The sequence below is a fragment of the Ruegeria sp. L11 genome, assembly GCF_056531755.1.
The window spans coordinates 107,024-120,656 of record NZ_JBQFMI010000001.1; the positions used below are offsets into that span (position 1 = coordinate 107,024).

Annotated in this window: 13 protein-coding genes; 7 read left to right on the forward strand and 6 right to left on the reverse strand. The window is 56.2% G+C overall.

The features are described 5' to 3' along the window. Positions 1-27: 27 nt before the first annotated feature. Positions 28-330 (reverse strand): BufA1 family periplasmic bufferin-type metallophore, encoded by a 303-nt coding sequence (locus ACR0CE_RS00535; protein ID WP_209503410.1) that lies wholly within the window; start codon positions 328-330, stop codon positions 28-30. Between the two features lie 221 nt (positions 331-551). Continuing rightward, entirely contained in the window at positions 552-2,510 is a 1,959-nt protein-coding gene (thrS, locus tag ACR0CE_RS00540) for a threonine--tRNA ligase (RefSeq protein WP_480830412.1), read from the reverse strand. Positions 2,511-2,720: 210 nt separating this feature from the next. Here thrS and ACR0CE_RS00545 point away from each other — a divergent pair, with 210 nt between their 5' ends. The 4 genes from ACR0CE_RS00545 to ACR0CE_RS00560 all read left to right on the forward strand — a co-directional run bounded on the left by ACR0CE_RS00545 (position 2,721) and on the right by ACR0CE_RS00560 (position 5,918). Then, positions 2,721-3,470: an alpha/beta fold hydrolase gene (locus ACR0CE_RS00545; protein ID WP_480830414.1), complete on the forward strand. Its 750-nt coding sequence runs from the start codon at positions 2,721-2,723 to the stop codon at positions 3,468-3,470. Beyond that, a complete protein-coding gene (locus ACR0CE_RS00550; protein WP_480830416.1) occupies positions 3,470-4,462 on the forward strand; it encodes an alpha/beta hydrolase in 993 nt (330 codons plus the stop codon). The genes ACR0CE_RS00545 and ACR0CE_RS00550 overlap by 1 nt, the downstream gene beginning before the upstream one ends. 41 nt (positions 4,463-4,503) lie before the next feature. Next, positions 4,504-5,118 (forward strand): hypothetical protein, encoded by a 615-nt coding sequence (locus tag ACR0CE_RS00555; RefSeq protein ID WP_480831198.1) that lies wholly within the window; start codon positions 4,504-4,506, stop codon positions 5,116-5,118. An 83-nt stretch (positions 5,119-5,201) separates the two neighbouring features. After that, positions 5,202-5,918 carry an alpha/beta fold hydrolase gene (locus ACR0CE_RS00560; RefSeq protein WP_209503417.1) on the forward strand — a complete coding sequence of 239 codons (717 nt, stop codon included), beginning with the start codon at positions 5,202-5,204 and terminating at the stop codon, positions 5,916-5,918. Here ACR0CE_RS00560 and ACR0CE_RS00565 read toward each other — a convergent pair. Next, positions 5,909-6,496 carry a DUF6151 family protein gene (locus ACR0CE_RS00565; RefSeq protein WP_480473455.1) on the reverse strand — a complete coding sequence of 196 codons (588 nt, stop codon included), beginning with the start codon at positions 6,494-6,496 and terminating at the stop codon, positions 5,909-5,911. The two genes, ACR0CE_RS00560 and ACR0CE_RS00565, sit on opposite strands and share 10 nt — an antisense overlap. A gap of 5 nt (positions 6,497-6,501) precedes the next feature. Then, complete coding sequence (gene phaZ / locus ACR0CE_RS00570) at positions 6,502-7,773, reverse strand: polyhydroxyalkanoate depolymerase (RefSeq protein WP_480473454.1); 1,272 nt, start codon at positions 7,771-7,773, stop codon at positions 6,502-6,504. Positions 7,774-7,884: 111 nt separating this feature from the next. Between phaZ and ACR0CE_RS00575 the strand changes: the two genes are divergently transcribed. The 3 genes from ACR0CE_RS00575 to phaR all read left to right on the forward strand — a co-directional run bounded on the left by ACR0CE_RS00575 (position 7,885) and on the right by phaR (position 10,952). Beyond that, entirely contained in the window at positions 7,885-9,687 is a 1,803-nt protein-coding gene (locus ACR0CE_RS00575) for a PHA/PHB synthase family protein (protein WP_480830419.1), read from the forward strand. Between the two features lie 131 nt (positions 9,688-9,818). Beyond that, positions 9,819-10,265 carry a phasin family protein gene (locus ACR0CE_RS00580; protein WP_209503426.1) on the forward strand — a complete coding sequence of 149 codons (447 nt, stop codon included), beginning with the start codon at positions 9,819-9,821 and terminating at the stop codon, positions 10,263-10,265. Positions 10,266-10,400: 135 nt separating this feature from the next. Further along, complete coding sequence (phaR, locus tag ACR0CE_RS00585) at positions 10,401-10,952, forward strand: polyhydroxyalkanoate synthesis repressor PhaR (protein WP_267365377.1); 552 nt, start codon at positions 10,401-10,403, stop codon at positions 10,950-10,952. A 48-nt stretch (positions 10,953-11,000) separates the two neighbouring features. Here phaR and ACR0CE_RS00590 read toward each other — a convergent pair whose 3' ends face one another. Beyond that, positions 11,001-12,215 (reverse strand): DegT/DnrJ/EryC1/StrS family aminotransferase, encoded by a 1,215-nt coding sequence (locus tag ACR0CE_RS00590; protein WP_480830421.1) that lies wholly within the window; start codon positions 12,213-12,215, stop codon positions 11,001-11,003. A gap of 113 nt (positions 12,216-12,328) precedes the next feature. Then, a complete protein-coding gene (locus ACR0CE_RS00595; protein WP_480830423.1) occupies positions 12,329-13,633 on the reverse strand; it encodes an NAD(P)/FAD-dependent oxidoreductase in 1,305 nt (434 codons plus the stop codon).

Consider the following 13,633-nt stretch of genomic DNA (forward strand, 5'->3'; position numbering starts at 1 on the left):
CCGCCCCTTGAAATCGTCAGGCCAGTCTTATGCCGGCAGGTCGCGGTCCAGTGCTTCCAGCGAACCTTTGCGCGGTGTGCCGTTTGCTTCCGCAGGCAATTCGATGTCGGCGCAGGTGCCTGCGTCAACCAAGGTCCATGCGTTGCCCTGATAATCAACGGTCGAGGTGCCCGCGCAGGTGGTGCCGGGGCCTGCGGCACAGTCGTTCTGACCGGCCAGCGATACGCCATAGCACTTTTCTTTTGCCTGTGCGCTTGCTGTGGTTGCGACACCCGATACGGCGGCTGCGACTGCGGTTGCGATAACCAGGGACTTAGCTGTGTTCGACATCTCGGTAATCCTCTTGATGACTGGGTATGTCTGCTTGTGACAATGACAAAGGTAGTGGCTTGGTGGGCAGAGTTGAATTCACGAGCCCGTGTCTCACAAGCGCGTCATGGGGCGGCCTGCCCCCTTGTAGCGTAATACATTGTTTTTGATGAAGAAAGGGTGAAATGTTACAATCCGACCCCATAAGAGGGGTCGGATTTTTTTGGATATGGTGCTGTTTGTTACAGCAGATCTGGCGGGGTGGCGGCGCGTGCCAGCTCTTTTGTTACAACATCAAGCGGTTGTACCTGAGTCTGTTTTTCACCCAGTCGCCGCACGCTTACGGTGCGCTCGTCAACTTCACGGTGACCGACGGCCAGAATTACAGGCACTTTGCCGACCGAATGCTCACGGACCTTGTAGTTGATCTTTTCATTGCGGATGTCAGCCTCGGCCCGCACACCCGCAGCACGCAGGGTTTCGACCACTTCGGTGACATAGTCGTCCGCGTCGGACGTGATGGACGCGACGACGACCTGACGCGGGGCCAGCCAGAACGGCAATTTGCCTGCGTGTTCCTCGATCAAGATACCGATGAAGCGTTCGAACGAACCAAGTGTTGCGCGGTGCAGCATGACCGGGCGGTGCTTGGCCCCGTCGGCGCCGACATAGGTGGCATCCAGCCGTTCGGGCAGAACAAAGTCCACCTGATGCGTTCCGCATTGCCAATCCCGGCCGATTGCGTCGGTCAGAACAAATTCAAGCTTTGGACCATAAAACGCACCTTCACCTGGGTTTAGCTCTGGTTCGATTCCAGCCGCACGGGTCGCGCTGAGCAAAGCAGCTTCGGCTTTGTCCCACACTTCGTCCGATCCAGAGCGCTTCTCGGGCCTATCCGAAAATTTGACCGAAAAGTTCTCGAACCCGAGGTCTTTGTAGATCTCGGACAGGAAGCGAATGAACTCGGCAGTCTCGGATTCAATCTGATCCTCGGTGCAGAAAATGTGGCCATCATCCTGTGTAAAACCACGCACACGCATAATGCCGTGCAATGCGCCCGACGGTTCATAGCGGTTGCAAGACCCGAATTCGGCCATGCGCAGCGGCAGGTCGCGATAGGATTTCAGGCCCTGATTGAAAATCTGCACATGGCAGGGACAGTTCATCGGCTTCAGGGCGTTGATCGCCTTTTCGCGCGCATGTTCTTCGTCCACTTCGACGATGAACATGTTTTCCTGATACTTGTCCCAATGGCCCGATGCTTCCCACAGTTTGCGGTCAACGACTTGCGGCGTGTTTACCTCAACATACCCACCCTTGCGCTGCTGACGGCGCATGTAGTCCTGCAACTGGGTGTAGATGGTCCAGCCATTGGGGTGCCAGAAAATCTGACCGGGGGCTTCTTCTTGCATGTGAAACAGGTCCATCTCGCGACCCAGTTTGCGGTGGTCGCGCTTTGCGGCCTCTTCCAGCATATGCAGGTGGTCTTTCAGTTTCTCTTTGCCTGTAAAGGCCACGCCATAGATGCGCTGCAGCATCGCGCGGTTGCTGTCGCCGCGCCAATAGGCGCCAGCGATGGACATCAGCTTGAACGCATCACCGGGAACCTGACCGGTATGTTGCAGATGCGGACCGCGGCACAAATCCTGCCAGTGGCCGTGCCAGTACATGCGCAACGGCTCATCCCCGGGAATGGCTTCGATCAGCTCAACCTTATAGGGCTCATTATTGGCCTTGTAGAACTCGATGGCCCGCTCGCGGTCCCAAACCTCGGTGGTGACTGGGTCGCGCTTGTTAATGATCTCTTTCATCTTTTTCTCGATGAGGCCAAGATCTTCGGGCGTGAACGGTTCTTCCCGGTCGAAGTCATAATACCAGCCGTTTTCGATAACGGGGCCGATGGTGACCTTGGTCGCAGGCCAGATCTCCTGCACAGCGCGGGCCATGATGTGGGCCAGATCGTGGCGGATCAGTTCGTTGGCCTGCGTGTCATCCTTCATGGTGTGGATGGCAATTTGCGCATCGGCTTCGATCGGCCATTGCAGGTCCCAGTGTTTGCCGTCAACGGTGGCCGAGATGGCCTTTTTGGCCAGCGAACTTGAAATATCGGCAGCCACCTGCGCAGGCGTAACCCCTGCGTCATAGGAACGTGCATTGCCATCTGGGAAAGTGAGAGAGACGGATTTTGAATCCAAGGCCATGTCGGCTCTCCTCGTCGGTTTGGCGCCCACTGAACGCCCGGTTGCGGGTTATTTGCGTCTGGCTGATGTGGCAGGTGGATATGCCTGTGTCAAGTGTAGGGGCGAGGGGCCAGCCCCTCGCGCTCCCCGGAGTATTTGAAAAAGATGAAGTGGGCGGAATTGCACTCGGGGGTGGGGCGTGCATGATGCAGTAAAAGGAAAGAAGGTTTCATGGCAGCGACGAATTTTCTGGAGACGCCGCAGGGGCGGCGACTGGCTTATCACAAGACCGAAGGGGCAGGGCCGACCATCGTTTTTCTGGGTGGGCTCATGTCGGATATGGAAGGCACAAAGGCAGTCCATCTGGAAGCTTGGGCGCAGGCGCGGGGGCGGGCCTTTTTGCGGTTTGATTATTCCGGTCATGGCGAAAGCTCTGACGCTTTCACGGATGGCTGCATTGGGGATTGGCATGAGGACACTGTTGCTGCGGTCGATGCCTTGACCAAGGGGCCGCTGATTGTTGTCGGCTCGTCCATGGGAGGGTGGCAGGCGCTTTTGCTGGCCAAAGCCCTGCCGGACCGGATAGCAGGTTTGGTCACGATCGCCGCCGCGCCGGATTTCACGGAAGATGGCTATTGGGCTTCCTTCACCGATGACCAGAAAGCCGCCCTGGAAACTGTCGGGCATGTCGAGTTGCCGTCCGATTACATGGAGCCCTATATCGTCACCAAGAGGATGATCGAAGATGGGCGGCAGCGCCTTGTACTGCGCGACACGTTGAACCTGCCGTTCAAGGTTCGTTTCCTACAGGGAACAGCGGATACAGCCGTTTCGACTGAAACGGCCGTTCGGTTGCTGGACCACGCAACAGGGCCGGATATGCAGCTTCTTTTGGTCAAGGATGCCGATCACAGGTTCTCGGACGATGCATGTCTTGGCTTGATCGAGGCGGCGGTTCTGGATGTGTTGGAAGACGCGTGATGCGGCGTTTGGGATGGCTTCTGGGGCGCTTGTTCCTTGTGTTGATTGCCCTCGGCGGCCTTATCTACTGGTTTGGCCCGCGCGAAGAGGTAAACCTGAGCCCAAGCTTTGATCCTCGAAAGTTTGGTGAGGGCGTACAGGTTTATTTCGAAAGCACCGAAGCCGCGTTTGACGATATCGTTCCGGGTGTCGAAAAACGAGTAATCTGGCAAGATGGCCATAACGAGCGGCGCACCCCGTATTCCGTTCTTTACATCCATGGCTTTTCAGCAAGTTCCGAGGAAATCCGGCCAGTACCAGACCTTGTAGCAGACGCGTTGGGGGCCAATCTGGTTTACACACGCCTGCAAGGTCACGGGCGAACCGGATCAGCCATGGCAGAAGGCACTGCCTCGGGCTGGATGCTGGACATTGCCGAGGGATTGGCAGCCGCACGTGCTGTTGGGGACAAGGTGATCGTGATCTCAACGTCGACCGGTGCGACGCTTGCAGCCGCCGCCGCTTTGGATGCCAGCCTCAGCAAAGATGTTGTCGGCATGGTCTTTGTCTCTCCCAATTTCGGGGTCAACACGTCTGTGGCATGGATCCCCACTTTGCCATGGGCAAGGGATTGGTTGCCGGTCCTGATGGGGGACGAACGCGATGTATCGGGGCCAGACCCGGAAAAGAACAAATATTGGTCTACCGTCTATCCGTGGGAGTCGGTCGTGCCGATGTCCGTTCTGGTCGAAAAAGTCTATGCGCTGGATTTCTCGAATGCCCTGGTGCCCGTGCTGTTCTGGTTCTCGGACAACGATCAGGTGGTGCGCCCTGACCGCACACATGAGGTTGCCGAAGCGTGGGGTGCGCCAGCATCCGTCAAATTGGTGACAATGGGCCCCGAGGATGATCCGTCATCTCATGTCATAGCTGGCCGCCTGATGTCGCCAGGGCAGACCGGCGCGGCTGTGGCCGGTATTCTGGATTGGCTAAAAGGGCTGGGGGTGGAATGACGGCGGCCTCGGGTCGAGGGACGATGCGAAAGCCGGGCAGTATGTGGAGCCTTGAGACCTTGGGGCGCGTTCGTCTGTCCCGGTATTTCTTCATGCGCGATTTCCTCTATTCCGAGATCGGGAACTTTCACCAGAAACAGAACATTCCAGACAATCCTGATCTGGCTATCGAGACGGGACGCGCGTTCTGCGAAACTCTGCTGGACCCGCTGGAAGAGACCTTTGGCAGGATCGCTGTGCGCTCGGGCTATCGCTCACCGTCGCTAAACAGGTTTGGCAATGAAAACAAACTGAACTGCGCCCGGAATGATCACCCGTTGGAATGCCACATCTGGGATCGTGGGGACGGGGATGCGCGGATTGCCGGGGCGTCTGTTGTAATTCCGTGGTTTGCGGATCAGCATGCGCAGGGCAGGGATTGGCGCGATCTGGCATGGTGGATGCATGATCACCTGGATTATTCCGAGATCTGGTTTTTTCCGAAACTTTGCGCTTTTAATCTGGTGTGGCGCCCTAAACCGCAGCGCCGGATTGACAGCTACATTGCGCCACGCGGATGCCTTCTGAAACCGGGCGCTGAGCCCGAGGAAAGTGCGGCTTCACGGCGGTCCCGCTATGCTGACTTTCCAGCTTTTCGGGCAATCGCCTATCCGTGACGTTCCGCTTGTTGGAATGTGATAAACTCTCAACCTGACTACAAACCCAAGGGCTCGGAATACCGAGCATATGGAGGCCCCGTGTGATCGAGCCGCTGGTACTGCTACCTGGACTGATGTGCGATGCCCGACTGTATCGCCCTCAGATCGAGGTCTTTTCGCAGACGCGACCCGTAACCGTTGCGCCGCTCTCAGCAGGTGAGCGTATCGAAGAGATCGCCTCGGGTCTATTGGACCAACTTCCACATCGGTTTGCACTGGCTGGTTTAAGCATGGGTGGTGTGGTGGCGTTAGAGCTGATCCGCCGGGCTCCGGAACGTGTGTCACGCCTGTGCCTGATGGCAACTGATGCGCAGGCGGACACACCTCAAATTGCTGCCGGTCGCGAAGACCTGATCATTGGCGCGCAGGGTGGCCGGTTGGAGGAGGTCATGCGGAAACTTGTGGGGTCCGACACGCTGGCACCGGGCCCGCAGCGTATTCCCATCCTGAACGGCTTGCTGGCAATGGCACAGGATTTGGGTGTTGAAACCTTCGTGCGTCAGATGCGTGCCCTGCAACGACGCCCGGATCAACAGGCCGCATTGCGCCGCATCAAGGTGCCCACGTTGGTTCTGTGCGGAGCGCATGACACTCTGACACCGGTTAAACGACATTCTTTCATGGCAGAGCTCATTCCCGGAGCGGAACTGCTGGTTATTGAAAAGGCGGGTCACTTGCCGACCCTCGAAACGCCCGACATCGTCAATGAGGCGCTGCAAACCTGGTTGGACGCCCAGCAACGGTTTGATTACTGGTAAAGCGTCGCGCGTTCGGTCTTTGAAATGACAGTTGGCGTCACTACGGGTTTACCGGTTTCTCGGTCGAAAAACGGTGTGTTCTTCCATCGCCCAGACAGGCGCGATCCGACGGCCCTGCGCAACAGTCCAAAAATAGCGGGGCCGGGATTTTCGTGCTTTTGCTTTCCGTTCGGTTGGGGAACAAACCCACGTGTCGTGACGGGCCCAAGCGCTGAAGCACCTCCCGCAACCCTGCCGACGATAACGCCAGCAAACGGGAGTTTCGCGGTTTTGGGCGTTGCCGCCAAAGGTGCGTTACAGCAACTGGCGTACCAACGCAGCATGCCCTTGGGGCTGAGTTGCATCGCCGCAAGATACTGACTTCCGGTGCTGATTTCGATCTCATCCGGTGCGATCTGAAAAATCTCGACAGGCGCAGGTGCAGGGTCGGGTTGCTTGAAATATAGTTGAGCGGCACGGCAATCGTGACAGAAACACTCAACATGTGTCCCTTGCTGAACACCGCGGGGTGAAATGCGTCCCTGCAAGTTGCCGCATTGGCAGGAAAAGGTAAGGCCATTTTGCGCTGACCCACTCATTTCGGTTAGGCAACCTTGTTGGAATTGGCCGCGCGACGGTTTGGTTTTCGCGCATTTTCGTTCATGAAATCAATCACAAGAGGACGAATGTTGTCGCGCCAGCTGCGGCCTGCGAAGATACCATAGTGACCGGCGCCGGGTTCAACGTGGCTTGCCTTTTTGCTGTCGGGCAGGCCGGTGCACAAATCCAGCGCGGCAATACACTGGCCGGGTGCAGAGATGTCATCATTTGCACCTTCGACAGTCTTCACCGCAACATCGGTAATCTTACTGATGTCCACCTTGTGACCCGCGACCACGAACTCGTTTCTCGCAATCTCTCGATTCTTAAAGACCCGCTCGACCGTCGAAAGATAGAACTCGGCCGTCATGTCCATAACGGCCAGGTATTCGTCGTAGAAGCGGTTATGCGCATCCTGATCTGAGGCCTCGTCCCGCATGACGCGCTGAATCTGGTCGGAAAACGCTTTGGAGTGACGATCTGCATTCATGGACATGAACGAGGCCAATTGCAGCAGACCCGGATAGACCATACGTCCAACGCCTTTGTACTTGAAGCCAACGCGCTGAATCATTGTTTCTTCCAACTGGCCCATGGTGACGCGACGGCCAAAGTCTGTCACATCGGTCGGCGTTGCGTCCGGATCGACGGGGCCACCAATCAGCGTCAGAGTGCTTGGCTGCGCTTTGGGTTCGATTTCGGCCAGGTATGCCGTTGCAGCCAATGTCAGAGGCGCAGGTTGGCAAACGGCAACAACATGGGTGTCTGGCCCAAGCTCTTTCATAAAATCTACAAGATAGAGCGTGTAGTCTTCGACATCGAATTTGCCTGCGGATACAGGGATATCGCGCGCATTATGCCAATCTGTGATGTAGACTTCACAATTGACCAGAAGGCTTTTCACCGTCGAGCGCAGCAACGTAGCATAATGCCCGGACATCGGTGCAACCAACAGCACTTTGCGGGGTTGTTCTTTCCGGCCATTGACGCGGAAATGTACCAGATCACCAAAAGGGCGTTCCAGAACAGTCGTGATTTCAACCAGATGATCCTTGCCATCTTCGCAGGTGAACGTGCGAATACCCCAATCGGGCTTTGCAACCATCCGTTGGAACGTACGCTCGGTAACCTCGCCCCAGGCGGCCATCCAGTTGAATGCGGGGTTCGGCACCATCGAAAACATCGGATAGGACGCCATCGCGCTGGCGGTTGCACCAAGCCATTGGTTGGTGTTTCGCGCAGTTTCCATCAGGTCGTAGGTCATCATATAGCGCATAAACGGGGCCTCCTGAGTGTCAGCCTGATAGTTCGGACCATTCGTCGCTTTGCCCCCCAGCACCCACGACGTTATTCTGCATAGCAGCGAGGTTAGGGGGGAATTGTTAAAATGACAACTAGTGAAGACCACATGCCAGGCGTATCCGAAGAACACATTGAACGCCTTAAAGAAAATATGGATAAGGTCGAGAAGTTATCGAAGCGCCTGATTGAGGTCATGGCTGTAAAACGGCCCCACACGCCCGCGCTGGACGGCCCGAATCAAGAGCTTTTCGCACGAGCAGCAAGTGCCTATTGGGCAGAGGCTTGGCAAAATCCCGCCAAGTTGCTGGAACAGCAGATAGAATTTTGGGGCAAGTCAGTGTTGAACTTTGCCGAGGCGCAGAAAGCACTGACTGCGTCTGACGCGGAAAGCGAAGCACCCAAGCCAGAAGACAAGCGATTTTCGAACCCCCTTTGGGAGACCAATCCCTATTTCCGTCTGATCCGCCAGCAATACCAGACCAATGCGCAAGCAATCGCGCAGGCTGTTGCGTCCGTGGATGATCTGGATGCCAAAGACAAAAGGCGGCTGCAATATTTCTCGCAGCAAATCGTCGATATGATGGCGCCGACAAATTTCCTGGCGACCAATCCGGATGCATTGCAAAAAGCGGTCGAAACCGAGGGCCAGTCACTGATCAAGGGGTTGGAAAACCTTGTGTCAGATCTTGAGGCCAATAATGGAGAATTGGTCGTCAAACTGGCAGATGAAAGCGCTTTTGAGGTCGGCGGTAATCTGGCGACGACGCCGGGGGAGGTGGTTTATCGCAACCGGATGATGGAACTGATTCAGTACAAGCCAGCGACCGAAACGGTCTACGAGACCCCGATTGTTCTGTTTCCGCCCTGGATCAACAAGTTCTATATTCTGGACCTGAAAGCCCAGAACAGCATGATCAAATGGATCACCGAACAGGGGTATACCCTGTTTGTTGTAAGCTGGGTCAATCCGGACGAAAGCTATGCCGAAACAGGCATGGAAGACTACATTCAGGATGGTTTCCTGACTGCAATCGAGACGGCCAAGAAGATTTGCAAGGTCAAACAGGTCAACGCTGTGGGGTATTGCATCGCGGGCACCACCCTGAGCCTGACGCTGTCTCTGCTGAAACAGCGAGGAGACAAGTCGGTCAAATCGGCGACCCTGTTCACCGCATTGACGGATTTTTCCGATCAGGGAGAGTTCACGCCTTTCCTACAAAACGATTTTATCGACGGAATCGAAGAAGAAGTGAAAAAGGAAGGTGTTCTGCGGTCGTGGATCATGGCGCGCACTATGTCCTTCCTGAGATCACGTGACCTGATCTATGGCCCGGCCATTCGCAGTTACATGATGGGGGAAGTGCCCCCGGCCTTTGATTTGCTGTACTGGAACGGTGACGGAGCCAACCTGCCTGCGAAAATGGCGGTGGAGTACTTGCGTGGGCTATGCCAGCGCAATGAATTCGCGACCGATGGCTTTGAGGTACTGGGGCATAAGCTGAAGCTCGGTGACGTTGATGTGCCCCTGATAGCCATCACATGCGAAACCGATCATATCGCGGCGTGGAAAGATTGCTATCGCGGTGTGCAAAAAATGGGCTCGCGATCAAAAACTTTCGTGGTTTCCGAGTCGGGTCATATTGCGGGTATTGTGAACCCGCCCAGCAAGAAAAAGTACGGGCATTATACCAACCCGGATTTGAAACCAGACGCCGCCACCTGGTTGAAGGAAGCCGACTTTCATGAAGGGTCATGGTGGCCCATGTGGGATGCCTGGCTGAAAAAACGGTCGGGCAAGCAGGTACCGGCCCGCAAACCCGGCGATTCGAAGCACCCGAGCCTGGCTGCTGCACCCGGAACGTATGTAGTGGCAAAACCAAACGCCTGATTTCATTCTGAAACTTAAATTTTTCTGCAATGCAGCAATAAAAAACTTGCAATGCTGCGTTGCAGCAATCATATTGTCCTCAAGCTGATGAAACCCGGGGTGGGCCCGGACTGGCTAAAAGGATTATAACAATGGCTAAGACCCAAGACTTTACCGCGATCATGAAAGACATGATGGGTGCATTCCCTGTGGACACAACCGCAATGGAAGGCGCATTCAAATCGACCGCTTCGCTGAACGAAAAGCTGTCGGGCGTTGCTCTGGAAGCAGCTGAGAAATCGGCAGAGATCTCGAGCAAATGGACAAAAGACACGCTGGCCAAACTGACCGAGATGTCGAAAGCCAAGGCAGAGCCTGCCGACTACGCAAAAGCAGCAACCGATTTCGCAAGCGCGTCCGCTGAAGTTGCAGCCGAGAACATGGCCGCTTTCGCAGAAATCGCAAAAAAAGTTCAGACCGAAACCGTCGAACTGCTGATGGCTGCTGGTAAAGAAGCTGCGGAAGAAGCATCCGCTGCTGTTAAAAAAGCAACCAACGACGTGACCACGGCCGCTAAAAAAGCTGCTGCTGCGAAGTAAGAAAAGTCAGCGAAACGCACCCGACCCTCCCTATAGGTGCAATCGCGTTGGGCAGGTCCATTGACCTGCCCTTTCTTTTTGTGCTGCACTCGCATAACCTGTGCTGCAACGCATCATCCTTGGGGAGGGAACCCGGTGTCGGACCAAGAAAAACCGCTGCTGATCAAGCGCTATGCCAGCCGTCGGCTGTATAACACCGAGACCAGCGATTACGTGACGCTCGAAGATATCGCGGGATTCATCCGTGACGGGCGCGAAGTACAGATCATCGACCTGAAATCCGGCGACGACCTGACACGGCAGTATCTGCTGCAAATCATTGCTGAACATGAAAGCCGCGGCGAGAATGTGTTGCCGGTCAATGTTCTGAATGATCTGGTGCGCAGCTACATGCTGCCGGGCGGGGGCATGATGCCGCAATTCCTGCAAAGCTCGTTCGATATGCTGCGCGAAAGCCAAAGCAAGATGATGGAAAACATGAACGCCATGAACCCGATGTCCCAGATGCCGGGTTTTGAAGCGTTGCAAGCACAGCAGCAGGCATTTCTGAAGGCTATGACAGGTGGGTTGTCTGGCAGATGGTCCTCGCCAGAGAAGGAAAGTGAAAAGTCAGAGCCGAAAGAGGATCTTGACGATATCAAGAAACAGTTGGCTGAACTTCAACAGAAGCTTTCGAAACTGAATTAGGGTGAGCCGGAGGAAAAGGCCCACCATTTAAGTGGGCCAGTTCTAGTCTCAGGTACCGTAGACCGGCATTGGGCCGGTCACTTCGCCAACGGCAGCCAGCAAAATATCTGCAATCACGTCCAGCTCTGCGCGCGTCAGGCGTACGGGCAGTCGGACGTCACACGCTTTCATCAGCATGTCACGTGTTTGCGGCAGCTCGAACGTTTCCGGCAGGAATTGCCAGTTCCAGAAGGCGCGCGCATTGTCCTGGCTCAGGCCAAAGACCTGAACTTTGACACCGCGTGCCTCGGATGCGGCGGCAAATGCGCGAATCTCGTGTTCCTGCAACCCAACCAGATTGAACTGAATCGAATCCGGCGCGCGCTGCTCGGGGGGCAAGGGTGCGGGCACGTTGATATGGGGTGAGGTATTCAAGCGTCCGGCAACATAGTCGTGGTTCGCCAGACCGTCGCGAACACGACGGGCCAGTTCCGGGATCTGCGGGCGGATCACAGCGGCGCTCAGGTTGTTCAAACGCAGGTTATAAAGCGGCAACTTGTTCTGCCAGCGAGCGAAGGCCTCTTCCAGCTCGGGCGAGTTGTCGCCGTGCGGTCCTTTGTGTTTCTTCCAGTTATGTTCGTACGCGCCCGACATGATGACGGCACGGGCCACCAGATCAGCATCGTTTGAGATCAGAATACCGCCTTCGCCCGCATTGATCATCTTGTAGGACTGAAACGAGAAACAGCCGACCTTGCCGATGGTGCCGATATTTTTGCCATGCCAGGTCGTGCCCAGCGAATGCGCAGCGTCTTCGATAACCGGGATGTCACGCGCGTCGCACAGCGCCATGATCGCGTCCATATTAGATGTGTGGCCGCGCATGTGGCTGATTATCACCGCATGAACGCTGTCGAGCTTGGCCTCGAAATCGGGCATGTCGATGCGATAATTCTCACCCACTTCGCACAGAACCGGGATGCAGTCCGCGTGAATGACTGACGAGGGAACCGCGGCAAATGTGAAGCCGGGGATCAGGACGCGCGCATCGCGCGGCAAACCCATTGCCTTGAGTGACAGAAACAGCGCAGCAGAACAGGATGAAACAGCGAGAGCGTATTTTGTGCCCAGCAGTTCGGCAAACTCGGCCTCTAGCAAAGACACCGGGGCATCTTGCGGGGCGGTATAACGAAACAAGTCGCCCGACTGCATCAGGGCGTCGATGGCTTCTTTTGCTGCTTCTGGGATGGGTTCGGCGTCATGAACGTTTGGTGGAAGCGTCATATTTGGATTTCCCGAATTCTATCTTTGGTAAAGATAAAGCTATTCAGGTGGCAATCCAAGCCCTCAATCGCCGCGCCAGCGGAAATTCACCAATTTGTCACAAGTAACGTGGATCAGATCCCAAGCCGGTCCCGCAAGGCGAACCATGTCATTGCCAGCACCAGCAGCGGGTTGCGCAGGGCGGATCCGCCGGGGAAGGGCAGGGTTGGCACGCGGGCCATTGTATCGAACCCTTCTGCCTGTCCCTGAATGGCCAGCGCCATCAGTTGCCCGGCATGGGTCGCCGTGCCTACACCATGACCGGAATAGCCGGAAGCAGACAGAATATTGGGTGCGATACGCACCAGATAAGGCATCCGCCGCATGGTAATGGCCAGCGTCCCACCCCAAGCGTAGTCGATTTTGACATCGCGCAGATGTGGGAAAATCTCGGTCATCGGCTTGCGGACCTTCGCAGCGACATCCGCAGGAAAACGATAGCCATAGCTTTCGCCGCCACCGAACAAAAGCCGGCCATCGGCGCTAAGGCGGAAATAGTTCACCACGAACTTGGTATCCGCGACCGCGACATCCTGCGTCAGGACCCGCGCAGCCTCGCTGCCAAGGGGTTCGGTCGCCGCGATGAAGTTGTTGATGGGCATGACACGGGCCGCGACGGTCCGGTTGAGATTGCCAAGATAGCCATTGCAGGCCAGCACAACATGGTCGGCCCTAACGTTCCCCCTGGCGGTCCGGATCAGGGCAGGCCGGGTTTCGTCAATACCGATGACTTCGGTGCCCTCAAAGATGCGAACACCCGTTTTGGCCGCAGCCTGCGCCAACCCCAGCGCAAAGTTCAATGGGTGCAGATGAGCGGCCCCCATGTCCAGATACCCACCCATATAAGCGGGTGAGGGGCACAGTTTGTGGCCTTCTTCTTCATCCAGTAGCTTGATCTGGTCATAGTGATACCGGTCGGACAGATGGTCTGCATGGTTATGCAGTTCTTTTCGTTCTGAAGCTGACAGACCCAGAACCGCGACACCGGGTTGCAAGTCGCACGCGATCTGATGCTTGGCGATCAGTGATTTGACCAGATCCTTGGCGTCTTCGGCCAGGTCCCACAGCTTTGCGGCATCCGCGTCTCCGACAAGACGCTCGAGGTCTTCCTGATCCATCCGCTGCGCGCTGCCCAGTTGGCCACCATTGCGCCCTGAGGCACCAAATCCGACACGGTGGGCTTCAAGCAGAACGACATCTAACCCCGCCTCGGCCAGATGCAATGCTGCGGACAGGCCTGTGTAGCCGCCGCCCACAACGCAGACATCCGCCGTAATATCTTCGGCCAAAACAGGAAAGCGTTCCGTTGGGTTTGCCGTCGCGGCATACCAGCTGGCAGGGTATTCGCCCTTGCGGTCATTGGAATAGAGCAGGTTCAC

Excerpts from the sequence above, each read along its gene's own strand:
- ACR0CE_RS00535 (WP_209503410.1), bottom strand. The coding sequence starts at position 330 with ATGTCGAACACAGCTAAGTCCCTGGTTATCGCAACCGCAGTCGCAGCC.
- thrS (WP_480830412.1), bottom strand. The coding sequence starts at position 2,510 with ATGGCCTTGGATTCAAAATCCGTCTCTCTCACTTTCCCAGATGGCAAT.
- ACR0CE_RS00545 (WP_480830414.1), top strand. The coding sequence starts at position 2,721 with ATGGCAGCGACGAATTTTCTGGAGACGCCGCAGGGGCGGCGACTGGCT.
- ACR0CE_RS00550 (WP_480830416.1), top strand. The coding sequence starts at position 3,470 with ATGCGGCGTTTGGGATGGCTTCTGGGGCGCTTGTTCCTTGTGTTGATT.
- ACR0CE_RS00555 (WP_480831198.1), top strand. The coding sequence starts at position 4,504 with ATGTGGAGCCTTGAGACCTTGGGGCGCGTTCGTCTGTCCCGGTATTTC.
- ACR0CE_RS00565 (WP_480473455.1), bottom strand. The coding sequence starts at position 6,496 with ATGAGTGGGTCAGCGCAAAATGGCCTTACCTTTTCCTGCCAATGCGGC.
- phaZ (WP_480473454.1), bottom strand. The coding sequence starts at position 7,773 with ATGCGCTATATGATGACCTACGACCTGATGGAAACTGCGCGAAACACC.
- ACR0CE_RS00575 (WP_480830419.1), top strand. The coding sequence starts at position 7,885 with ATGACAACTAGTGAAGACCACATGCCAGGCGTATCCGAAGAACACATT.
- ACR0CE_RS00580 (WP_209503426.1), top strand. The coding sequence starts at position 9,819 with ATGGCTAAGACCCAAGACTTTACCGCGATCATGAAAGACATGATGGGT.
- ACR0CE_RS00590 (WP_480830421.1), bottom strand. The coding sequence starts at position 12,215 with ATGACGCTTCCACCAAACGTTCATGACGCCGAACCCATCCCAGAAGCA.